This window comes from Confluentibacter lentus (assembly GCF_002806995.1).
In the GTDB taxonomy this organism is placed as follows: domain Bacteria; phylum Bacteroidota; class Bacteroidia; order Flavobacteriales; family Flavobacteriaceae; genus Confluentibacter; species Confluentibacter lentus.
The window spans coordinates 441,305-465,056 of sequence record NZ_NIHE01000003.1 but is presented as its reverse complement, the minus strand read 5'-3'; the positions used below and the strand labels follow the sequence as shown (position 1 = coordinate 465,056).

The window sequence follows — 23,752 nt, the reverse complement described above, 5'->3', positions numbered from 1 at the left end:
CCCCAACCTATTAATTATGAAGAAAATATTACTTTTAACTTTACTACTTAGCATTTCTATTGAAGGATTTTCACAAAGTGGAACTTTTGGAGTAAGAGGTGGTTACAATATCTCTAACTTAGATTTTGATGTATTGCCTAATACCGTAAATAAGCACAGAAATAGTTTTTATATTGGCTTTTTTGCTGATTATATTTTATCAAGCTCCGTGTCCATTGTACCTGAGTTGCAATTTTCTGCCGAAGGAGCCAATGACGAAAAATTACATTTAGATTATATTCAAGCACCTATATTTTTCAAATTTAGACTAAGTCCGAGAATAAAACTTGGAATTGCGCCTCAAGCTGGTTGGAAAGTTCACAAACTGAATGATGGCGTAAAGGATTTAGCGTTTTCAGGAGTTGGTGGACTGGAATATAAAATTAACGAAGTGCTCTTTATTGATGCCAGATATACCTATGGCATTACTAACATTTTCCATGATGATTTAGGCATTGAAGCCAGGAACACTAATATTCAAATAGGTGTTGGTTACCAGTTTTAACCGTGTATCGTCTGTTTATTACCTAGATTAGCTATTATTTTAGATTCATATTCAAGAAGTTGTTGCCATTTGGTTTCAACTTCTTTTTTATTACCATACTTTCTGGCAAACCCCAAAAACATGGTGTAATGGTTGGCCTCGCTCACCATTAAATTCCTATAAAAAGTAGCTAATTCTTTATCTTGAAGTTCTTCAGAGAGCAATCTAAACCGTTCGCAACTTCTGGCTTCAATTAAAGCGGCATATAATAAACGATGCACTAATTGTGTGGTTCTGTTTCCGCCTTTTGGAAAAAATGTCACTAATTGGAGGACATAATCATCACGTCTGTCACGCCCAAGCGTCCAGCCGCGTTCAATTATTTTATCATGCACCATTTTAAAGTGACTGATTTCCTCTTTAACCAAAGCGACCATTTCTTGTACCAATTCAGTGTACTCTGGAAAACTAACAATAAGTGAAATCGCCGTGCTTGTAGCCTTTTGTTCGCAAAAAGCATGATCTGTTAAAATGTCTTCTATATTTTTCTCAACAATGTTAACCCATCGAGGGTCTGTTGGTAGTTTTAAACCTAGCATTTTGTTATATTTGGATGCTAAATTAAAATAATTGAATAAAGAATAGTTTGCTATTTAACTTTTTTATAATAAAATCTAATTCTTCAATTTGTACATTTAATTTTTTAAAAAAACAATGTTGTTCAAAAATGTTAGTGAAGACCTAAAAACGGTCATCGATTATAATTATACTTCCGATTTATCTGATTGGTTAGAAGACAAGATAAATCATATTATTTCAAACAAATCGACAAAGGATTTATACCTCACTTATAGTTTAATTGCTTCAAAAATTGATGTAAATAGAGCATTGTTGATGCCTAATGAAGGTTCGGAAATATTCCAATATCTTCTTAATCATCATACTAATTATTTGGAATTAGGAAGGATTTACATCTTGGCAAAAGTATTGGAGGCTGACAAAGATTTTTTCACTTCTAAAGTTTCAAATATCATTCAAATTGCCGATACAACAGAATTGGAAACATTCCTTAAATACTTGATTTTATTACCAAATCCAGAAGCTTATAAGCATGTTGCCGTTGATGCGCTTAGAACAAATATCACACCTATTTTTGATGCCATATCTTTAAGCAACCCCTATCCAGCGTTGTATTTTGATGACAAACAATGGAATCAAATGTATTTAAAAGCGGCATTTATGCAGAGGGATTTAAGTGCTATTGTAGATATTGATAAAAGAGCCAATAAAGAACTGGCGAGAATTATATCGGATTTTGCTCATGAAAGATGGGCGGCTTCCAGAGATATTCTGCCTTATTTCTGGAGACCTGTCAGCAAATTTATAGACTCTGTTTTATTAGAGGACATGAAAAAATTATTTTCAAGTCCAAACGAAGAAGAACAAATAGCAGCGGCCTTATGCTGTTTTCTATCGAATAATGATAAAGCCAAAGAACTATTAAATGAAAACGCCTTGTTAAAACAAAAAGTAGAACAGCATTTAATTAACTGGGACACTATAAAATAAAATATATATGAAAGAAAAATTAATGATCATAGACCCGCATGTTCACATGACTTCAAGAACAACAGATGATTATGAAGCCATGGCTGCCGCTGGAATCGTTGCTATTATAGAGCCATCATTTTGGTTAGGACAGCCAAGAACTCAAGTAGGATCTTTTCAGGATTATTATAGCAGTTTGGTAGGATGGGAGCCATTTAGGGCCAGCCAATTCGGAATAAAACATTATTGCACTATTGGTTTGAACTCCAAAGAAGCCAATAATGAAGCACTGGCAGAACAAGTTATAGAATTGTTGCCATTATATCTTCATAAAGAAAATGTCGTTGCCATTGGTGAAATTGGTTATGATGACCAAACACCTGCAGAAGATAAATACTTCAGGATTCAGTTGGATATGGCCAAGGAATTGAATATGACCGTTCAGGTACATACTCCCCACAGGGATAAAAAATCGGGTACTCTTAAAAGTATGGAAGTGTGTTTGGAGCACGGATTAGATCCGGCGAATGTCATTATCGACCATAATAATGAAGAAACCGTGAAAGACGTTTTAGATCGTGGTTTTATAGCAGCTTTTACAATCTATCCAAAAACAAAAATGGGTAATGAACGGATGGTGGAAGTTGTTAGAAAATTTGGCAGCAATAATATTATAGTAGATAGCTCGGCTGATTGGGGAGTAAGTGACCCATTAGCTGTGCCAAAAACAGCGGCATTAATGCTAGAACGAGGCATCTCCAGAGAAGATGTTATAAAAACTTGTTACCAAAATGCATTGAATGCGTTTGGTAAAAATGGTAAAATGAAAGAATCACATTGGTTAGAAACTTCTGCCATTGATCAAAGAGAATTATTTAACGACAATAGTGTGCTAAGAGGGCAGGAGCCAAAAATTGATGGAAATAAAATCGTCTAAAAAAACATCGGTTTTTAAGGGTTGTCTTATTTTAATGCGGCCTCCAAATTTACCAACGGCTGCCGCCGATATTATTGCAGGTGCAGCTATTGCAGGTTTTTTTGCAACTAGTTGGTTGTTATTCCCTAAAGAAACAATTTTGGATTTACTTCTGTTAATCCTAGCTTCGGTATGTTTATATGCCGGAGGTGTTGTACTAAATGATGTTTTTGATTTAAACATCGATTTACAAGAAAGACCCGAACGACCAATTCCGAGCGGAGTCGTTTCGTTAAAAACAGCTTCACTTTTAGGCGGAAGTTTACTAGCTTTAGGAATATTATTGTCTTTTTCTTGCAATCTATCTGCTGGCTTAGTGTCAATAGGACTTGCTGGTGCTATTGTATTATATGATGCAATAGCAAAACATCATGTGTTTTTTGGTCCTTTAGCCATGGGTTCTTGTAGAGGACTTAATTTATTATTGGGTATGTCTGTTTTAGGATTGCCGCCGTTTTTAAAATGGGTTTATATACTTATACCCATTGTTTACATCTTCGCGGTGACTTTGATAAGTAGAGGAGAAGTACACGGAAATAATAAAAGGAATCTTGTTTTTTCAGCGTTGTTGTATGTTTCAGTTATTTTTTTCATTCTTTTCCATACATTACATGTTATCAATGTTCTTATTCAAGTAGTGCCCTTTATATTTTTGTTTAGCATTGCTATTTTTATCCCATTAATAAAAGCGTATCAAATAAATTCACCAACAAACATAAAAAAGGCCGTAAAAGCAGGCGTTCTTTCTCTAGTGATTATGGATGCTGCCATAGCTTCTAGTGTTTCGAAATGGTGGGTCGGCATTATAATTCTTTTATTATTGCCTTTATCATTATTTTTGTCAAAACGTTTTTCTGTAACGTAAATAATTTACAAATGCAAATTCCCAAAACCATCGAGCAATCCTTTAAAGTGGATTACAATTATAAATTACATTTTACCAATAACTTATTTAGCCTTGCTAATCCATTGTTGGCAGACATCATAAAAAGTTATTCCAGTATATCCAGGGTTAAAATATTATTTGTCATCGATGACGGTGTTGCCAAAACCCATCCCTTGCTTGAAGATGACATTCAAGCGTATTGCAATCAGTATAGTTCCGAAATCGAGTTTAAGAGCATTATTGTCGTGCCTGGAGGTGAACAAGTGAAAGTTGGAAGCCAACACCTGGACACTATATTACAAGGCATCAACGATTTTAATATTTGCAGGCATTCGTTTGTAGCTGCTATCGGAGGCGGTGCAGTGATAGACATGGTTGGTTATGCATGTGCTATAGCACATCGAGGTGTTAAATTATTGAGAATACCTACAACAGTACTTGCGCAAAATGATTCCGCTGTAGGGGTTAAGAATAGTATCAACCATTTTGGGAAAAAGAATTTTCTGGGAACATTTGCTTTACCGTATGCCATCATAAACGATAGTGATTTTCTTGAAACATTAGATCAACGAGATTGGATTTCCGGTATTGCTGAAGCTATCAAAGTAGCTCTCATTAAAGACAAATCATTCTATAGAGATATAGAAGAATTGTCTGAAAAACTCAGAAATAGAGATATGGAAAGCATGCAATATGTCATATATAAATGCGCTGCGTTGCATATGGAGCATATTACGCAGGGCGGTGATCCTTTTGAAGGCGGTTCATCAAGACCACTTGATTTCGGTCATTGGGCAGCCCATAAACTAGAACACATGACCAATTATGATATAAGACATGGTGAAGCCGTTGCCATTGGTATGGCAATCGATCTTGTTTATGCCCATAAAATCGAACTTATAAACCAAGAAACATTAGATCGCATTATTAGGGTTATTAAAGATGTTGGATTTGATTTGAAATTACCAATTGCTGAAAACGAAATAGATAAACTTATTAACGGTATTGAGGAATTTAGAGAGCATTTGGGTGGGGAATTGACCATTACACTTATTTCTGAAATAGGAAGAAAGTTTGATGTACATGAAATTGATACTATTAAAATGAAAGAAGCTATTTCTTCGCTCATATAACACAAATCTAGATGAATGCTAGTTAAAGATAAATATCATATAACGTATTGCTCAAATATTCACCCAGGTGAAGATTGGGAAACAACGTTTTCGAACATAAAGAAGTTTATTCCTAAAATCCAAAAAGAGGTTTCAGGGAGTGCTTCTTTTGGAATTGGTTTGCGTTTGTCTAATAACGCCAGTGAAGAGTTGGCAAAAGATTCTAATTTGTCAAGTTTTAAAGAATGGCTTACAAATAATAATTGTTACGTGTTCACGATGAACGGATTTCCTTATGGAAATTTTCATAATACCATAGTAAAAGACCAAGTACATACGCCTGATTGGACAACAAATGAACGATTGGTTTACACCAAAAGATTGTTTACCCAATTGGCATCATTACTTCCAAAGGGTGTTTCAGGAGGTATATCCACATCACCCATAAGTTATAAACATTGGTTTAGTTCTAAAAATGATGTATCTAATGCTTTAAAAAAGGGAGCGGAGCAGTTAACTGAAATAGTGGAGCAACTTTATACTATTGAAAAATCTTCAGGAAACTATTTGCATTTGGATATAGAACCAGAGCCTGACGGACTTATTGAAAACACAAAAGAATTCATCGATTTTTACTCAAATTTTTTACTTCCAATTGGGGTTGCCACTTTGGGTTCAAAATTGAATGTGGATGATTTTGAAATTGAAAAAATAATCAAGCGACATATTACCCTTTGCTATGATATTTGCCATTTTTCACTGGCTTATGAAAATCCTGAAGACACATTTCAAGTCTTAGAAAAAGAGGGTATTAGTGTCGGTAAAATACAGGTCAGTGCCGCTTTAAAAATTTTGTTTGAGAAAGGAAAAGAAGGAGCAATATGGAATTCGTTAGAACGATTTAATGAGCCTACTTATTTGCACCAAGTGACGGAAAAAGTAGGAGTAAAGATTCTAGTTTACAATGATTTACCCATCATACTTCGTAAAAAGGGACAGCATAAAGAATTAAGAGCCCATTTTCATGTACCTATTTTTTTAGAAAAGTTTGATCATTTATATTCTACCCAAGACCAAATTTTAGATACATTACAGTATCTAAAAAACCATCAAGTGTCTGACCATTTAGAGGTGGAAACCTATACTTGGGACGTGCTTCCTGATACTTTAAAAGTAGATATGACGCACTCTATCGCTCGGGAATTAAATTGGTTAAAAGATAAGTTAGAATGAAAAAAACGGTTGTCATCAATATAGTCGGGTTAACCAAAAGATTAATTGGGGAACATACGCCTTTCATCAATACGTTTTTGGAAAAAGGCCTATCTACAACCATTAAACCTATGATTCCTGCTGTAACTTGTAGCATACAATCTACCTATCTCACAGGCAAAACCCCTTCTGAACATGGTATTGTTGGGAATGGTTGGTATTTTAAAGAGGAGCATGAAGTGAAATTTTGGCGACAATCCAACAGTTTGGTTCAATCTGAAAAGATTTGGGATGTATTAAAAAAGGAGCATAAGAATTTTACTTGTGCTAATCATTTTTGGTGGTATAATATGTATTCCAATGCCGATTATAGTGTAACCCCCAGACCCAATTATCTTGCTGATGGCAGAAAAATACCGGATGTATATTCTTATCCGCCCGAACTAAGGGACGAACTTCAAAATAAATTCGGCACGTTTCCACTGTTCAGTTTTTGGGGTCCTAAAACATCCATAAAATCCAGTCAATGGATTGCCGATTGCGCTATTTGGACAGATGAAATTTATAATCCGACGTTAACGCTTATTTATATTCCACATTTAGATTATAATGTCCAAAAATATGGATTGAATTTTTCTAAAATCAGTAAGGATTTAAAGGAAGTCGATGACATTGTAAAACAATTAGTGGATTATTACCAAAAGCAAGACTCCAACATCATTTTACTTTCAGAATACGGTATTACCGATGTCAATAATCCCATTCATCCCAATAGAATTCTTAGAGAAAAAGGGTTATTGAATATAAGAATAGAACGTGGTTTGGAACTTCTAGATGCAGGAGCAAGTAAAGCATTTGCTGTTTCAGATCATCAGGTATCACATATCTATTTGAATGATTTGTCGGTAAAAGAGGAGTTGGTGGTGCTGTTCAAATCCGTTAAAGGCATCGAAAAAGTACTTGTTCATGATGACATTAAAAAAGCCCATTTAAACCACAGCCGTTGTGGAGATATCGTGCTTGTGGCAGATAAACATTCATGGTTTACCTATTATTTTTGGTTGGATGATGCCAAAGCACCCGATTACGCCAGAATGGTCGATATCCATAAAAAGCCTGGTTATGACCCTGTGGAATTAACAACGAATCCAAAAGATTTGTTTGTAGTACCTAAAATAATTTTCAAATTAATCAAAAAGAAACTCGGTTTTAGAACCTTAATGAATGTGATACCTTTAGATGCGACATTAATCAAAGGATCGCACGGTAGAATTCCAGAAAGTAAGGATGATTATCCGATTTTTGTCACGAATTCAAAAGATATTATAGCTTTGAACGAGACTATTGAAGCTACTGATGTTTTTGGATTAATCCACGAACACGTATCAAAAAAAAATAATTGATTTACGCCTTATTATTTATAGAAGAAATTTCTTTTATTTTCATCTCTCCAGTATCAAAAATGGTTATAGTGAAATCCTTAAAATTGTGTGTGCTAGGTATATGAAAAGACGTATTTAACTGAATGCTGTGTTCAGTCATCGTGCTATAATCAACCCACACAAATTGCATAATGGCATTCTGCCAAAAAGGATGGTCTTCATTTTTATGAAACAATTCTTTTTTAATTACAGCTTCCCGTATTACTTTATTGTTTTTATGAACATGAAATTGGGCTTCAAAATTTTTATGGTATGTACTTGTCAAAGTGCCATTTTTACTTTTTTTGGTTATTGAAACGGGATCGTTTTCAACGGAATAGTAGTTTATTTTAATATTAAGACCGTTGCTCAATAAAGTATCCGTTACAATTTCAGTCGGCTGTTCTGGAATATATTTTAATTGTTCAGAGAATGATTCTAGTAAGTTAGCCTCACGTAACACGTCTTCATTGCTTCTATGCGCTCTATACTTTCCGTCACATCCAATGAAAGAAATCACTAATATTATCAAAATATATAATCTACTCATATACAAATAATTAAATATCTAAATCGAAAGTCTTTCTTAAAATGTCAATATTCGGATTTTTAGCCTTTAATTTTTCAAATTTCTCTAACGTACTATAAGCATATTGTTTTTCTTTTTCCTCATTGACGGTGATTGATAAATCGATGCTATAGTTGTTTAAGGATTTCCTTAAAAAAAGCATAAGGTCATACTGTTGACGTTCCAATTCCACTTTATTGGTTGCATTAGGAAATTCTAAATGAATTGTAGTGCCTACCAATTTAGGCGTGTCTATGGATAATATGGAAGCCAGGTTATGCTTTCCATTGTTTTGCAACTCCGAAACATACTGATTCCAAAATATGATAAGTACCTGTTCCGTAAAATGGTCTTTTGGAAGGTTTTCCTCATCAATAACAACATCCATTTGCTTTATCAGATGTTCTTTTTTAGCTTTTATGCTACTTAAAGACAATCCGGAAAGCCGTTTGGTTTCTTGGTTTAAAACAATTTTGGGCGGCTCTTTTACTTGTAAAGATTCTAAAACAGCAGTTTTAGAATCAGACTGGTTTTCAGTGTCACTTAGTATTTCAGCAGTTGTCACGTCTTTTACAAGCAATGTTTTAGGAACATTGACTGGAATAGGCGTAATGCCTTTATTTTTAAAATAGGAGGCTGGAATTATGTAATGTTTGCTATTTTTTTTTTCTCCATCAAAAGTGATAGAGGCAAGCTGCATTAGACATAATTCAACCAATAAGCGTTGATTCTTACTGGTTTTGTATTTAAGATCACAATCGTTAGCTAAATTTATTCCTTGCATTAAAAACCCTTGGGACGCTTTTTTGGATTGAATCAAATATTTTTCTTTTATGTTTTCTCCAACTTCAAGTAATTCGATAGTTTCTGGTGTTTTGCTGACCAATAAATCCCTGAAATGAGAAGCTAATCCAGCGATATAATGATGTCCATCAAATCCTTTAGAAAGTGTATTATTAAACTGAAGTAATAATTCTGGAATTTTGTTCTCTAAAATCAGGTCAGTACTTTCAAAATAGGTTTCATAGTCGAGTACATTCAAATTTTCAGTAACCGCTTGTCTCGTAAGGTTTTTGCCTGAAAAACTAACCACCCTATCAAAAATAGACAAGGCATCACGCATGGCGCCATCTGCTTTTTGTGCTATGATGTGGAGGGCATCATCTTCAGCTTTTACTTCTTGCTCTTCAGCTATATACTTTAAATAATCTTTAGCATCTTTGACTGTAATTCGCTTGAAATCAAAAATTTGGCAACGAGATAAAATAGTTGGGATTATTTTATGTTTTTCCGTAGTAGCGAGAATGAAAATACAGTGTTTTGGTGGCTCTTCAAGTGTTTTAAGAAACGCGTTAAAAGCAGCTTGGGAAAGCATGTGTACCTCATCAATAATATAGACTTTGTATTTTCCAACTTGAGGCGGAATCCTAACCTGATCTGTTAAATTTCTAATATCATCAACGGAATTGTTGGAAGCCGCATCCAATTCAAAAATATTAAAAGCAAAATCCTCTTCGCCGGTTTCTGAGCCGTCACTATTAATCATTTTAGCTAGAATACGTGCACATGTTGTCTTTCCAACACCACGAGGTCCCGTAAACAATAAAGCTTGTGCTAAATGATTATTTTCAATGGCGTTTAATAAGGTATTTGTAATAGCTTGCTGTCCCACAACATCTTTAAATGTTTGTGGCCTGTATTTTCTAGCTGATACAACAAAATGTTCCATTGAAATGTCTTGAATAACAAAGTTAAAAATTCAATTAAGAATATAGAATTTAGAAATGAGATTTTAGAATGAGTTATTAACAATTAATTGTAATTTTGCACTTAAGTAAATCGCCTTATCGATTCGCTCAGGCGGGTAGGAAAGTCCGAACACCATAGTGCAGCATAGTGGCTAATAACCACCAGTCGTGAGGCTAGGAATAGTGCAACAGAAAGTATGTACAGGTCATGCTGTAGTGAAACCATGTAAACTCTATGCGGTGCAATGCCATGTAAACCAGTGCTTGAGGGTAGCACGCCCAATACTGGAGGGTAGGCAGCTAAAGTGTATTGGTAACAATGCACTCAGATAAATGATAAGGATGTTATGTTCTTGGAAACAAGTTCAGGATATACAGAATTCGGCTTATAGATTTACTTTCATAAACAAGCCCTTTGATAATTTCAAAGGGCTTTGTTTTTATGTTGATTGAAATATTAGTTGTTTTTTTATTTTGTTGCCATAGTATCAACGGCAGCAGTATCACTTAACTTTTCCATTTCCTGATACACTGGTAACAAATTGTAATAAGAGTATTCCTTAACAACTTTTCCATCTTTAAATTGAAATGTTGAATGACATGGAACAACGATTTCGGCACTTGGACCTTTAAACTTGCCAACTATGGTATACCAGCTGTTAACCCAAGTTTCATTATCTTTTGTAAGTACCATTTCATACTCGGCAGAATCTTTAACCTTCATGTATTCCATCATCTCTTGGTTGGCTTTCATATTTGCAATCATATCAGATAGAGACATAGGATCCACTGAATTGTCGTAAATTTTAACGGAATCACTATAAATTCCTTTGATGCCTTCATAGTCGTGGGAGGCAAAATAACCAACGAGTTTTTTTGAACTTTCAATTTCTGGGGATTCACTAAAGTAACGCTGTGGTTCTTTTTTTTGACAGGCATTAAATAAAATCAATGCGAAAATGATACATACTAATTTTTTCATGGTACGATTGTTTAGATTATTTTTAAATTAATAACAATAAGTACTCAAATTAGCGATAGATTTCAGGAGGAAATTTCAATCTAATTTACTGAAAATAAGCTAATAATAACAAAAATTGTAAAAAATATTATTCGATGGTTATGTGTTCAAAAAAACTGAACATGTTTCCGCCATAACTTTTTGAATAGTTGTAATATTCCAATTGGGATAAATCAGTTTCTTTAGAATGTTCTACAATTAAGATACCATCATCTTCCAAAAGTTTATTTTGGAACACCAATTCGGGAATTTTAGAAAATTGTTCTAAAGTAAAAGCATAGGGAGGATCTGCGAAAATGATATTAAATTTCAAAGAAGCTTTTTCTAAAAACTTAAAAACATCGCTTTTAATGGTTTTTATAGGCATTTTGAAATTTTCGGAGGTTTGATTGATGAATTTTATACAACCAAAATCTTGATCGACAGCAATAATATCTTTTGTACCTCTGGAGGCAAATTCATAACTTATATTTCCTGTCCCCGCAAAAAGATCTAGCACTGAAACCTCATCAAAGTAAAAATGATTGTTTAAAATGTTGAATAACCCTTCTTTTGCCATGTCGGTGGTAGGACGTACCGGCAAGTTTTTAGGGGCTACAATTTTTCGGCTTTTATATAATCCTGAAATGATTCGCATTAAAAGCTTTTTATTAAAGTGAAATTGGAATGATTTGTTTGAGGTTTTTCCAAATAGATGAAATTTTCTTGACGATTACCAAATTCAATATGCCTAATGTATTTGTATGCCATGGTGTATAACGCATCGTCTTTTTGAATGTTTCCTAAAAAAATTAACTGAAGAGTTTCTGGATTTAGTTTTAATTGTTCTGCGGTAAATAGAATGTAGTATATGAAATCTTCTTCAGAGCAGTATTCAAATGTGTTGTAAAAGATTAATTTACCTTTATTAATGACAATTATTTCAAAGTGATTTTGACTTACATGAACATATACTTTTATGCTTTCAGAGTTTTTTTCGATGATTAAAAGTTGCTCGATTAAAATGGTGGACACATGCTTATAAGTGAACGCTCCAAACATATCATAAATGAAGTTGTTGATGTTTACATAAGGGACATAAACATTGGCAGTATCATTTATTTCAATAGTATCAAATGCTATGAAATCCGACTTTAGAATTTTAGAATTGAATTTTAAATAATCGGCTAAAAAATGTTCATCAAACAACGATTTAGGAACTAACGTGGAAAGCTCATTCACATGAATAACTTGTACATTGCTGAAGTTGTATTGTAAAAAAGATTCTGTATTAAATAGATGTTTTAGCTTATCTAATACGTCGTGATGGTTTAATTTCTTATTAAAATTATAATCCCTTAAAACAGAGATGGTTTTGGTATCTCTCTGTAGGATACAAAAAGAAAGTCCACTCAAACTTATTTGAATGGACAATTCTTGCTTAGTTGGTATATCGTTAGTATTACTCGTTATTGCCATATGTTTTTGGCCAGTTTCCACTGGTATTAACCTCGTCCATAGATCCTACTTTTATAGCATCTCCATTAACACCCTCAACAGAAACCACTTGGTTTTCTTGAACTATAAGGTCTTTGTCTTGGTCGTACAAAATAACATCTTTTTTAACAGATACTTCAAATACAGGAATCTTCACGCCGTCCTTCTCAACAAAACCAGCTTTAAGTTGAAATTTTTCACCTGGTTTTCCTACAGGCACATTCATCATGGTTTTGTATCGGTCAGAGTTTTTAAATAATGAATCTTTAACGGTAACATAACCCAAAGTATCTATTATAACAATGTCTTTGTACATGTCAACGCCAAATTGCTTGGTTCGTTCAGCATCTAAAACACTTGAATCTCTACGTTGTGTAATAGTAAATTTGGCATCTTCTATAAACTTAACCAAATTATCAAAATTATCGGTAAAGGCACCTTTAATTTGTCTGTGAGCTAATTCAGCATTTCTTATGTCAACTAAATTTTTTATAACAGCGGCGTAACGTTTTTCTTTTTCTTGGTTAAAAAGTACTGGGCTATAAACAGATTTGAAAGTACTATATGCTAAAAAAGCAATGAGTACCCACAGGGCAATAATTAAAACGGGTTTAAATTTTGTTGGTACGAATTTGTCTACCAGCTTAACCAAGCCAATGGTTAATAATACTACAGCAATTACAATTAAAATTATTGTCCACATAATTAGTTAGTTTATTTTATATGTTATTAAAGGTGTTTCGCAAATCTACAATTTTTTTTTAATCACAAAAACCAATGTTCGTTAAAATCATTTCTATATTTGAATAATTTATAATTTTCCACGAAAATAATGACATCTTCCGAATTTTACGTCCTTATAAAGCAACAATTTCCATTTACACCCACCATAAAACAGAATATTTTATTACAACAACTTTCTGAATTTATTTTTAATAAAACACAAAATAGTCTGTTTGTTATAAAAGGTTATGCTGGTACAGGCAAAACAACCATAGTTGGAACTATTGTTACTAACCTTTGGAAAGCAAAAATGAGCGCCGTGCTTATGGCGCCTACAGGTAGGGCGGCAAAAGTGATCTCAAATTATTCAGGAAAGGAAGCATTTACCATCCATAAAAAAATATATTTTCCAAAATCCGAAAAAGGAGGAGGCGTGTCGTTTGTTTTGCAACCAAATAAACATAAGAACACCATTTTTATAGTAGATGAAGCATCCATGATACCAGATACACCCGGTGAATCTAAACTTTTTGAAAACGGTTCATTATTAGATGACTTAATACAATATGTGTATTCTGGTCACCAATGTAAACTGATTTTAATAGGCGATACAGCTCAGCTACCTCCCGTAAAATTAGATTTAAGTCCGGCTTTAGATGAAAACACCATAGCTTTAAATTACAACAAAGAGGTTTTTAAAATGGAATTGGATGAAGTAGTGAGGCAAGAGCAGGGTTCTGGTATTCTGGCAAATGCTACTGTTTTACGTGAATCTCTATCAAATGAATTATATGATGCTTTTAAATTTGATTTAGCGGACTTTAAAGACATTACAAGACTGATTGATGGCCACGAGATTATGGATGCCATAAATGATGCTTATAGTGATTTGGGAAATGAAGAAACAGCCATTATAGTGAGAAGTAACAAACGTGCCAATTTGTACAATCAACAAATACGTAGTAAGATTTTGTTTAATGAAAATGAATTGACTGTTGGAGATTACTTAATGGTGGTAAAAAATAATTATTTTTGGATTAAACCAACCACCGAAGCTGGCTTTATAGCCAACGGAGATATTATTGAAGTGTTGGAAATTTTTAAAATGGAGGAATTATATGGTTTTCACTTTGCGGAAGTCAAAGTACGTATGGTTGATTATCCAAAAATGGCACCTTTTGAAACTGTTTTGTTATTGGATACCGTTGAATCTGAAACACCATCCTTGTCTTATGATGATTCAAATAGATTGTACCAAGAAGTCATGAAAGATTTTGAAAACGAAACCAGTAAGTATAAAAAGTTTTTAAAGGTTAAAAACAATAAACATTTCAATGCCCTACAGGTTAAGTTTTCTTATGCCATTACTTGCCATAAATCGCAAGGAGGCCAATGGAATACGGTGTTTGTGGAACAGCCGTATTTACCAAATGGTATCGATAAAGAGTATTTAAGATGGTTATATACTGCCATTACAAGAGCCAAGGAAAAGTTGTATCTTATTGGTTTTAAAGACGATTTTTTTATAAACAATTAATATGGAAACATTTATAAGTATATGCTTAGGCATAGGTTTAGCTGCCTCTGTTGGGTTTAGAGTGTTTTTGCCATTATTCGCTTTAAGCTTGTCTTCTTATTTTAATGTTTGGGAACTCAACGACTCTTGGCAATGGTTGGGTAGTTTAACTGCTCTAATTACTTTTGGAGTTGCTACGTTGGTTGAAATTGCCGCGTATTATATACCTTATATAGATAATTTGCTAGACAGTATTTCTGTGCCTCTTGCAGCTATGGCTGGAACTTCTGTTATGCTATCCACTATGGTAGATTTAAGTCCAATAATATCATGGTCGCTTGCCATCATAGCAGGTGGTGGCACAGCCGCTGCCATCTCGGGTTCCTCTAGTGTGGCGAGACTCACATCGACCACTGCCACCGGTGGTTTGGGAAATCCTGTTGTGTCAACCATTGAAACAGGTACGGCCATGTTTATGTCTGTTATTTCTATTTTTCTCCCCCTTTTAGCTATTATTTTCGTTCTCATCATATTGTTTATAATCTATAAAATTTATAAAAAGTTTAAACCATCCAAAAGCTGATACCTTACGTAATTATCTTATTTTTGAACTAGAATACATTTATATACAATGAAAATAATCTCCATGATTCCTGCACGGTACAGTGCATCCAGATTTCCAGGAAAATTAATGCAAGACTTGGGTGGAAAATCGGTTATACGCCGAACCTATGAAGCCACCGTTGCAACCAATCTGTTTTACGATGTTATTGTAGTGACGGATAGTTCTATTATTTACAACGAAATTGTAAACAATGGGGGCAAAGCCATGATGAGCATAAAAGAGCATGAATGTGGAAGTGACAGAATTGCAGAAGCGGTTGAAAATTTAGATATAGATATTGTTGTTAATGTTCAAGGTGATGAACCTTTTACCGATAAAGAATCATTAGAAAAATTAATAGCCGTTTTTAAAGACGACCATACTAAAAATATCGATTTGGCCTCTTTAATGGTTCATATTACAGATGAAGCTGAAATAAACAATCCAAATACCGTAAAAGTGGTTGTAGATATGTTTGATTTCGCATTATATTTTTCCAGAAGCCCAATTCCGTACCCAAGAGATAAAACCGTTGCCGTCAAGTATTTTAAGCACAAAGGCGTTTATGCATTTAGAAAAGAAGCCTTGTTGGATTTTTATAAGTTGCCAATGCTAACATTAGAAGCTTCAGAAAAACTAGAGCAATTGCGCTATTTAGAATATGGAAAACGTATTAAAATGGTTGAAACTTCTGTCCAAGGTGTTGAAATTGATACCCCAGAAGATTTAGAACGCGCCAAAAAATTATGGAAATAAATTATAAAAAAATAAAGGTTATCGGTTTTGATGCCGATGATACATTGTGGGTAAATGAGACCTATTTTAGGGAGGCTGAATTAGAAATTCAAAGATTGCTCTCTGTTTATGAAACTCCCAATCAAATAGACCAGGAACTTTTTAAAGTTGAAATTCGAAATTTACCAATATATGGTTATGGTATAAAAGCATTTACTTTATCTATGGTTGAAGTTGCTTTAGAATTATCAAACTATAATGTGCCCAACAAAACCATTGAAGCTATCTTGAATATTGGTAAGAATATGTTGGAGAAACCAGTAGAATTGCTTGATGGCGTTGAAGAGGTCTTGAAAGCATTATCAAAAAATTACCGATTAATTTTGGCTACTAAAGGTGACTTATTAGATCAAGAACGCAAATTAAAAAAATCTGGTTTAACGGATTATTTTCATCATATAGAAGTGCTGAGTGATAAACAAGAAGCTAATTATTCCAAACTATTAAATCATTTGGATATTAAGCCTTCCGAGTTTTTAATGATAGGCAATTCATTAAAATCCGATGTATTACCATTGGTAAATATTAAAGCCAATGCTATCCATGTGCCTTTTCACACCACTTGGGCGCACGAGCAAGTCACTGAAAAAGAAACAAATGGCAAAACTTACAAAACCATACAGAGTTTAAGGGAGGTTTTAGAATTATTTAATTAATAAAATAAGAATTTTAAGTCATTTAGAATTTAAAATAATTGTAATTTTAACTTTTGAAAAAGAAATATATTAAATGAGTTACAAAAACTTTCCCATGGTACCAAGAGTTGTTTTTGGTAGAGGTAGTTTCAATCAGTTAAGTGAAATAATATCCCCAAAACGCTTGAACCCAGATGCCCCATTTATCTTTTTGGTGGATGATGTATTTAAAAATAATACTTGGATAACAGCAAGAATACCATTGTCTTACGATGATAAAATCATTTATGTATCTGCTAATGAAGAGCCTAAAACTTCGCAAGTTGATGATTTGGTTGAAGATATCATAGTAACAACAAAAGAACGTCCGTCTGGAATTATAGGCATAGGTGGAGGCACTTTATTGGATTTAGCCAAAGCGGTTTCAATCATGTTAACGAATGAAGGCGAGACCAAAGATTATCAAGGTTGGGATTTGGTAAAAAATCCAGCTATCTATCATGTTGGTATTCCAACCATTTCGGGTACTGGTGCCGAAGTTTCAAGAACAACCGTATTAACTGGGCCTACAAGAAAGCTTGGCATCAATTCAGATTTTACACCTTTCGATCAAGTTATATTGGATTCAGAACTTACCAAAGATGTTCCAACCCATCAATGGTTTTATACGGGTATGGATTGTTTCATTCATTGTGCTGAATCTTTGAATGGCACTTATCTCAATACGTTTAGTGAAACCTATGGAAATATGGCATACGATTTATGTAAAGAAATCTTTTTGGATAATACGCTTAGCGAGGTAGAATCCCAAGAAAAGCTCATGATGGCATCTTGGCATGGCGGTATGAGCATTGCTTATTCCCAAGTGGGCGTGGCACATGCCATGAGCTACGGTTTATCCTATTTATTGGGTATTAAACATGGTATAGGTAATTGTATTGTGTTTGATCATTTAGAAGAGTTTTATCCTAAAGATGTAGCTATTTTTAAAGCCATGAAAAATAAGCATAATATTAAGTTGCCTCAAGGAATTTGTTCAAATTTAAGTGATGAAGATTTTGATATTATGATTGGAGTAGCTTTAGGCTTGGAGCCATTATGGGAAAACGCTTTGGGTAATAATTGGAAAAAAACAATGACTCCAAAAAAGCTTAAGGAATTATATCAAAAAATGTAACCAACATTTGAATATTGGCATAAAAATTGACTTTATAGTAATATAGCAATGAAACATAAAGTAAACAATGATGGTTGTTCCTAAAAAGAAACATTCGCTATTTTAAAAACACAAAAGCTACCAGTAAATGGTAGCTTTTTTTATCCCTAGCACGCATACGTGCCTATTACTTAATTTCTTCTAAAGCATTGTTGATAAGTGTCCTTAAGTGTTGTTTATGTGCTCGTGAAGCAATATCTCCCGATGGCGCCGCCATGGTTTTAATCAGGTTTAAGTTATATAAAGCCATTGATTTGGCATTATTACTATATCTATCTGCTTGTTTTTCGGTTAATATGTCAATCAAATTATTGGTATATTCCAATTGAAGATTCTGTCTAAAAGAATTGACATTTCCATAAATGTCTGCTTTAAATATGGCATCATTTAGTTCCGTCATAAAGTTAGAAAGTGAATATTCATTGCCGTAAAGTTGAGAATCAGAAATTCTTTGTAAGGTATTATAATGCAATAATTGGTTGAGCACATTTTTTTGATAGCTCAACACTTGATCGTGAATTTTAGGGTCTTCTGGCAATCTAAAATTAAAACCTCTACGCTGCATGGCTAAATAGTTATATAAATCATTTGGGGCGTTAAATGCATTTGGCGCAAATACATAGTCGCTTAATGCCTTCATAGCTCTTTTCTGATCTTTTAAACTTACAGGAGTGTAAGGCTGTGTGCCACCTTCTTGATTGGCCATGGCACGATCAACATAAACACCGCCTATAAATCTTGAAATAGTATTCGCCGCTGAGCTTTTTTGATTACTTAATAGATAGTAAACACGACGTAGCTCTTGATATGATTCACCACTTTTGGTAAATCTCATTTTTACATCTTTCATTAAATCGTTTGATAATTCGATTCTATCTATGGCCCAAGCTATTTGATCATTTGATTGATCGGATACATTAATCCTAGGGTCTATAGCTTTACCAGGAGAACGCATATCATCGGCATCGTTTCCGAAAATATGCTCTGGTTTTGTAGATTCATTAAGTAAAGCCTGACGCTCCATTTCAGACTTAAACGGTTTGTAACCTAATTGGATAGCCCAAAGATCATAAGGACCGACTGTCACATCATCATACTGCCCTTGCTTTGTTCTATCTCGTGTTACATTTAATGCAGCATAATCCATTACGGAGGCTGTTAAACATTTTCCGTTTATAAAATCGGCATCATTCAATTGTTCGGGAGAATATAATTGACTTGCTTTCATATTATGATTAAGCCCTAATGTATGCCCAACCTCGTGCATGATTAGAGCCATCATAGATTCTCTTTTAACACGCTCCATTTGTAATTCAGAATTACTATCGGCGGCAATAACGGCGTCGGCAAACATAACTTCTTGGTGTAATTCATGACCTAATGAACAATACTTGAAATTGTTCTTATCTAGATTTGAACCATTAAATGGTTCTTCCACAGAAGCCAGTTCGAAAACTTTGTCATAAAGCACTCGGTTTGTAAAATGTAAAAACTCTAGCATGATGTCTGCTCCTAAAATTTGTCCTGTTTTCGGATTCACAAAACTAGGACCATAACCGCCAAAAGGAGGTTCTGGGGATGATGTCCATCTTAATACATTATATCTTAGGTCGCCAGCATCCCAAGTAGCATCATCTGGTTGTATATTAACAACAATGGCATTTTTGAAACCTGCTTTCTCAAAAGCAACATTCCATTGCAAAACGGCATTTTTAATGGTTTCTCGCCATTCTAAAGGTGTGGAATTTTCTATCCACCAAGTAATAGGTTCAACGGGTTCAGAAATCTCCGCATTAGGGTCTTTCTTTTTTAAATGCCATCTGTGTATTAAATCCCTATATGGTATGGAACTAGTGGATGTTTGATCTTCAACCTGAGTTGCAAAATACCCAACCCTAGGGTCATCAAATCTAATTTCATAATCATTTTTAGGAATGGCCAATAGACTATGATATACTTTAATACTAACATTCCTGCCGTCTGCCAAAGCGTTAGAACCATTATTCAAAACAGAAGGACTGCTATAAGTGTATTCAACTTCTATATCTGTGTTTTCAGGGTAATTTTTAATGTTCCTTATTTTAGTTTTAGACTTATCAAGATTGCCCAATTTAAATGCTGTTGGAGATTCTCCAGGGGAACTCGGATTTTTAATTTGCGACAACACTTCACTTAAAAACAAATCATCTGCTTTTATCAGATAAGCACCTTCTTTTTTATCATGGGCCTCAATTTTTATGCTAGCTATGTTGCCATGACTTGTATTGGCGTCCTTAGATTTGGACAACGGATTCTCGGGATCGAAATAAAACGAGGTATTTTGTACTATAAATTCTATTCGGTCGAAATATTTTTCAATTTTAAATACTTTGGATTCATTGTAAGAACCTCTGTTTATCCTGCCAACATCTGTTATGCCATCAGAAATTTGGCTAAAATAAATAAACTCATTGTTTAGTTGATTTTCACATACAATCATTTGTATAGACCCTGTGATGGTATCTCGATACAAAGTAAATAGGCCTTCAATTTTTTTGCTGGATTTAACTAAATCCTTAATTGTTTTTTCTTTAGGGGTCTTTGGAGCTTCTTCTACAAGGTCCTTTTTGGCATCTTTTTTCTTTCTTTGGGCTTCGATAGCTTGTGATGACAAGAAAAGTGTCAATGAAAAAAAGATACAAATTGCTTTGTAAATTTTTAAATGATAAGATTTCATGTTATGAAACGATTATTTAGGATAAAATCCTGTTAATTAATTTGAATTAGTCATGATAAATGTAAAAAATATACAGGTAGGAAGTTGTTTTAAAACTGTTAAATAATTACAGATTATGATTGTTATAGCAGATTATCCATATAATAAATCAACAACTTCTATTTACGGACTTATTTGAGTATCTTTATAAGCATGATTAAAGATACAAAAATAGCTGTTTTAATTGATGGCGATAATATTCCTGCAAAGTACATCAGCGAAATGATGGAAGAAATTACAAAGTACGGCACACCAACCATAAAGCGAATTTATGGCGATTGGACAAAGCCTCATTTATCTAAATGGAAAAGCGTTCTACTTGAAAATGCGATTAGTCCCATGCAACAATATGGTTATACCAATGGTAAAAATGCTACCGATTCTGCAATGATTATCGACGCCATGGATATTTTGTACTCTGGCAAAGTGGATGCTTTTTGTTTAGTGTCCTCTGATAGCGATTTTACAAAATTGGCGACTCGTTTAAGAGAAGCGGGCATGCAAGTTTATGGGATTGGAGAAAAGAAAACACCAGAACCTTTTATTGTCGCTTGCGACAAATTCATCTATTTGGAAATATTGAAGAATTCTGAAGAAGATATAACCGATAAAAACAAACCAAAAAAGGATAATTTATATAATATTACCCCGAATGTCATCCGCTTTTTGAAAAATACAGTGGCCGATGCTGCCGATGAAGATGGTTGGGCTTTTCTAGGGGATGTTGGGTCGCTTATCATAAAAAAGCAACCCAATTTTGATGCTAGAAATTTTGGATTTGAAAAATTAACGCCCCTTTTCAAATCGTTAAATCAATTTGAATTAGAACAGCGCGAGCAGCCCAATGCTCGATTTAAGTTAATTTATGTACGGAATAAATAGATCAATTATTTATCCCATTTTCTAATACTAACTTGGCCTTCCGTTGGAAAATCCTTTGGAACTTTTTGAGTTACTTTTCCTGTTGCCACCCATTCGGCACCTCGCTGTAAGGTTACAATAAAACCAACACATTCCATGGAATAATCCATGTGACCTAAAATACTATGAAACACACGGCCTTTACCATATTCAATGGTCATAAGGGCAGGTTCATCCCTACCTGTTCTTCTTTTGTCAGTCGAATTATCCGAATAAGCTGTTGCTAAAACGGTCATATTTTCAGCTGGCCCACGTAAACGCTCATACAGTTCGTCTTTACTGTGCAACCATAAATTTGGTAATCCTTTCATAATAGGGTGTTTTGGTGCACGAGTCTCTATTACAAAATTATGTTGTGCTCCATGGGATCCTGCATTGCCTTTTACAGTATCTACAACTTTTTCATTAGTCTCATTATAATATACAAAAGGACCAGATTTTTCATTTCTACCTCCCCAACCGCCAAGACCAATCATTTTATTAAATTCATTCCAGTCGCCCCAAGGATTATTTGCCGCATGAATGATCACTAATCCGCCACCATTTAGCATGTATTTTTCAAAATTGGCTCTTGTCATTTCTGGTAGCTCTGAGGCTTGCCAGCCAAAATTTGAAACTACTACTTGATACTTTGTAAAATCTGGATTAAAATTGGGGTCGAATTGCGCTTTGGAAACCACGGTTCTTTCTTTGCCATCATTTAAAGGATATTTTGTAACAAGCTCGTTGATGTTGGTAATGCCTTCCACTTTATCATGGGCTGGGCCAACCCAAACAAATTCTTTTCTGTAAATATCAACCTCAAATAAACCCGTTTGTTCCAAGTAATCCTTTATCATGAATGTAGATTTTGGCCAAATGCCATGATTGCTATCGCCGTCAATTATAAGGGCTTTTAATTTTTTAGAGGAACTTTGTGAAAGTACAACACTAAAACTACTGATAAATAAGATGATGCAACATACTATTTTAAATTTCATATTGTAATGTTTTATTTAGTTAATGGTATTGGTTTTTATTTTTAAAGCTTAAATTTTTCCTAATATTTTATCCATGACCCAACTCGTATGTAATGCCGTTTCACCTGTTGATGGATGCGTGAATTCATTACTGAACAATGCCGTTTTCAAGTTTTCAACATGGTTTGTTTGAACATGTTTCGGATTTTCAATAAAAAGTGCCTCTGTCTTTGTTTCACTTTTCAAAAGTATAAATTCGTCTTTAAAGATAGGAAATTCTATGTGTCCTTTGCTTCCATAAATGATAACCTTATCATCATAGGTACTACAACCAAAATTCCAAGTTCCAGAGCCTGTGATGCCATTATCATGAATCCAGCACGCGGTTATGGCATCATTGGCAGTATATAAATGCTGCTGATTCAAACTAATGCCTTTCACGTCTTTGATATTTCCTAAAAGAAAGGTAAATAAATCCAATCCGTGAGAAGCTAAATCATCAAAATAACCGCCATTAGCTACTTTAGCATCGGTACGCCAGTTATAATTACCTGATAAATCCGTATCACTTGGATATTTGTTTAATTGCCAGGAAATATGTCTCACCTCACCAATATAACCGTTTTCCAACCACTCTTTTATTTTAAGAAATCTTGGTAGCGAGCGTCTGTAATAAGCAACAAATAGGGGTGTATTGGATTCTTTAAAGGCGTTATAAACCACTACACTATCTGCATAACTTGGTGATAACGGTTTTTCAATACAGCACACTTTTTTTGCTTTAGCGACTTTTAATCCATAAAATTTATGGGTGTCAGGAGGTGTTGCAATATAAACGGCATCAATAGTAGGGTCATTTATTAAGTCATCAGCATTTGTATAATATGTTTCTACTTGGTGTCTTTTGGCATAATCTTTAAGTTTGTCTTCATCACGTCTCATAACCGCTTTTAAATCAAAGCCAGGTGTAAGTTTGTAAGGTGGACCACTTTTAACTTCGGTCACATCACCACATCCAATAATTCCCCAATTTATTATTTTATTATCTTCCATTACAATTTTAATTTATAAGTGGCTAAAAAGATTGACTAGTTTCATTATAAAAATAAAAAAGAGAGTATCAACTCTCTTTAAAAT

The 23,752-nt window shown here is 34.0% G+C and carries 23 protein-coding genes and 1 other RNA gene; 14 read left to right on the top strand and 10 right to left on the bottom strand.

All coding sequences use genetic code 11. The features are described from left to right. Positions 1-16 precede the first annotated feature (16 nt). Complete coding sequence (locus tag CDH50_RS08920) at positions 17-544, top strand: porin family protein (RefSeq protein ID WP_100611665.1); 528 nt, start codon at positions 17-19, stop codon at positions 542-544. Here CDH50_RS08920 and miaE read toward each other — a convergent pair. Next, positions 541-1,122 carry a tRNA-(ms[2]io[6]A)-hydroxylase gene (gene miaE, locus CDH50_RS08915; RefSeq protein ID WP_100611664.1) on the bottom strand — a complete coding sequence of 194 codons (582 nt, stop codon included), beginning with the start codon at positions 1,120-1,122 and terminating at the stop codon, positions 541-543. The two genes, CDH50_RS08920 and miaE, sit on opposite strands and share 4 nt — an antisense overlap. A gap of 115 nt (positions 1,123-1,237) precedes the next feature. On the opposite strand from miaE, the gene CDH50_RS08910 reads away from it, so the two are divergent. From CDH50_RS08910 to CDH50_RS08885, 6 genes are read left to right on the top strand one after another with little or no spacing between them, the layout of a single operon-like run. Beyond that, positions 1,238-2,092, top strand: coding sequence for an EboA domain-containing protein (locus CDH50_RS08910; protein ID WP_100611663.1), 855 nt, complete (start codon positions 1,238-1,240; stop codon positions 2,090-2,092). 7 nt (positions 2,093-2,099) lie between these two features. Next, on the top strand, positions 2,100-3,008 hold the full coding sequence (locus tag CDH50_RS08905; protein WP_100611662.1) for a TatD family hydrolase: 909 nt from the start codon (positions 2,100-2,102) through the stop codon (positions 3,006-3,008). Beyond that, complete coding sequence (gene eboC / locus CDH50_RS08900; protein WP_100611661.1) at positions 2,989-3,912, top strand: UbiA-like protein EboC; 924 nt, start codon at positions 2,989-2,991, stop codon at positions 3,910-3,912. Before CDH50_RS08905 ends, eboC begins: the two co-directional genes overlap by 20 nt. A gap of 11 nt (positions 3,913-3,923) precedes the next feature. Next, complete coding sequence (locus CDH50_RS08895) at positions 3,924-5,066, top strand: 3-dehydroquinate synthase (protein WP_100611660.1); 1,143 nt, start codon at positions 3,924-3,926, stop codon at positions 5,064-5,066. Between the two features lie 15 nt (positions 5,067-5,081). Continuing rightward, the gene (eboE, locus tag CDH50_RS08890) at positions 5,082-6,278 is read left to right on the top strand and encodes a metabolite traffic protein EboE (RefSeq protein ID WP_100611659.1); all 1,197 of its coding nucleotides are present in this window, start codon (positions 5,082-5,084) and stop codon (positions 6,276-6,278) included. After that, positions 6,275-7,660 (top strand): alkaline phosphatase family protein, encoded by a 1,386-nt coding sequence (locus CDH50_RS08885; RefSeq protein WP_100611658.1) that lies wholly within the window; start codon positions 6,275-6,277, stop codon positions 7,658-7,660. The genes eboE and CDH50_RS08885 overlap by 4 nt, the downstream gene beginning before the upstream one ends. 1 nt (position 7,661) lies before the next feature. Here the strand turns inward: CDH50_RS08885 and CDH50_RS08880 are convergent, their stop codons facing one another. After that, the gene (locus CDH50_RS08880) at positions 7,662-8,228 is read right to left on the bottom strand and encodes a hypothetical protein (protein WP_100611657.1); all 567 of its coding nucleotides are present in this window, start codon (positions 8,226-8,228) and stop codon (positions 7,662-7,664) included. Between the two features lie 10 nt (positions 8,229-8,238). Beyond that, positions 8,239-9,975 (bottom strand): DNA polymerase III subunit gamma/tau, encoded by a 1,737-nt coding sequence (dnaX, locus tag CDH50_RS08875; RefSeq protein ID WP_100611656.1) that lies wholly within the window; start codon positions 9,973-9,975, stop codon positions 8,239-8,241. 102 nt (positions 9,976-10,077) lie between these two features. Here dnaX and rnpB point away from each other — a divergent pair. Next, positions 10,078-10,399: RNase P RNA component class A (rnpB, locus tag CDH50_RS08870), an RNA gene on the top strand. A 64-nt stretch (positions 10,400-10,463) separates the two neighbouring features. Here rnpB and CDH50_RS08865 read toward each other — a convergent pair. The 4 genes from CDH50_RS08865 to CDH50_RS08850 all read right to left on the bottom strand — a co-directional run bounded on the left by CDH50_RS08865 (position 10,464) and on the right by CDH50_RS08850 (position 13,194). After that, on the bottom strand, positions 10,464-10,976 hold the full coding sequence (locus CDH50_RS08865) for a nuclear transport factor 2-like protein (protein ID WP_100611655.1): 513 nt from the start codon (positions 10,974-10,976) through the stop codon (positions 10,464-10,466). 127 nt (positions 10,977-11,103) lie between these two features. After that, a complete protein-coding gene (gene rsmD, locus CDH50_RS08860) occupies positions 11,104-11,652 on the bottom strand; it encodes a 16S rRNA (guanine(966)-N(2))-methyltransferase RsmD (RefSeq protein ID WP_100611654.1) in 549 nt (182 codons plus the stop codon). After that, a complete protein-coding gene (locus CDH50_RS08855; RefSeq protein ID WP_100611653.1) occupies positions 11,652-12,473 on the bottom strand; it encodes a DUF3822 family protein in 822 nt (273 codons plus the stop codon). Before CDH50_RS08855 ends, rsmD begins: the two co-directional genes overlap by 1 nt. Further along, on the bottom strand, positions 12,457-13,194 hold the full coding sequence (locus tag CDH50_RS08850) for a hypothetical protein (protein ID WP_198513463.1): 738 nt from the start codon (positions 13,192-13,194) through the stop codon (positions 12,457-12,459). The genes CDH50_RS08855 and CDH50_RS08850 overlap by 17 nt, the downstream gene beginning before the upstream one ends. Before the next feature lie 129 nt (positions 13,195-13,323). On the opposite strand from CDH50_RS08850, the gene CDH50_RS08845 reads away from it, so the two are divergent. The 5 genes from CDH50_RS08845 (at position 13,324) to CDH50_RS08825 (ending at position 17,941) form a co-directional block, all read left to right on the top strand. Beyond that, entirely contained in the window at positions 13,324-14,751 is a 1,428-nt protein-coding gene (locus tag CDH50_RS08845; protein ID WP_100611652.1) for an ATP-dependent DNA helicase, read from the top strand. Beyond that, on the top strand, positions 14,747-15,313 hold the full coding sequence (locus CDH50_RS08840) for a DUF4126 domain-containing protein (RefSeq protein ID WP_100611651.1): 567 nt from the start codon (positions 14,747-14,749) through the stop codon (positions 15,311-15,313). Before CDH50_RS08845 ends, CDH50_RS08840 begins: the two co-directional genes overlap by 5 nt. A gap of 48 nt (positions 15,314-15,361) precedes the next feature. Further along, positions 15,362-16,090 (top strand): 3-deoxy-manno-octulosonate cytidylyltransferase, encoded by a 729-nt coding sequence (gene kdsB, locus CDH50_RS08835; protein WP_100611650.1) that lies wholly within the window; start codon positions 15,362-15,364, stop codon positions 16,088-16,090. Continuing rightward, on the top strand, positions 16,081-16,785 hold the full coding sequence (locus tag CDH50_RS08830) for an HAD family hydrolase (RefSeq protein ID WP_100611649.1): 705 nt from the start codon (positions 16,081-16,083) through the stop codon (positions 16,783-16,785). The genes kdsB and CDH50_RS08830 overlap by 10 nt, the downstream gene beginning before the upstream one ends. A 73-nt stretch (positions 16,786-16,858) precedes the next feature. Beyond that, positions 16,859-17,941, top strand: coding sequence for an iron-containing alcohol dehydrogenase family protein (locus tag CDH50_RS08825; protein WP_198513462.1), 1,083 nt, complete (start codon positions 16,859-16,861; stop codon positions 17,939-17,941). Positions 17,942-18,107: 166 nt separating this feature from the next. On the opposite strand, the gene CDH50_RS08820 is transcribed toward CDH50_RS08825, so the two are convergent. After that, positions 18,108-20,696 (bottom strand): zinc-dependent metalloprotease, encoded by a 2,589-nt coding sequence (locus tag CDH50_RS08820; protein ID WP_100611648.1) that lies wholly within the window; start codon positions 20,694-20,696, stop codon positions 18,108-18,110. Positions 20,697-20,888: 192 nt separating this feature from the next. On the opposite strand from CDH50_RS08820, the gene CDH50_RS08815 reads away from it, so the two are divergent. Continuing rightward, positions 20,889-21,617 (top strand): NYN domain-containing protein, encoded by a 729-nt coding sequence (locus CDH50_RS08815; RefSeq protein ID WP_100611647.1) that lies wholly within the window; start codon positions 20,889-20,891, stop codon positions 21,615-21,617. A 5-nt stretch (positions 21,618-21,622) separates the two neighbouring features. Here CDH50_RS08815 and CDH50_RS08810 read toward each other — a convergent pair whose 3' ends face one another. Continuing rightward, entirely contained in the window at positions 21,623-22,636 is a 1,014-nt protein-coding gene (locus tag CDH50_RS08810) for a ThuA domain-containing protein (RefSeq protein WP_100611646.1), read from the bottom strand. 48 nt (positions 22,637-22,684) lie between these two features. Beyond that, complete coding sequence (locus CDH50_RS08805; RefSeq protein WP_100611645.1) at positions 22,685-23,668, bottom strand: Gfo/Idh/MocA family protein; 984 nt, start codon at positions 23,666-23,668, stop codon at positions 22,685-22,687. Between the last annotated feature and the right edge of the window lie 84 nt (positions 23,669-23,752).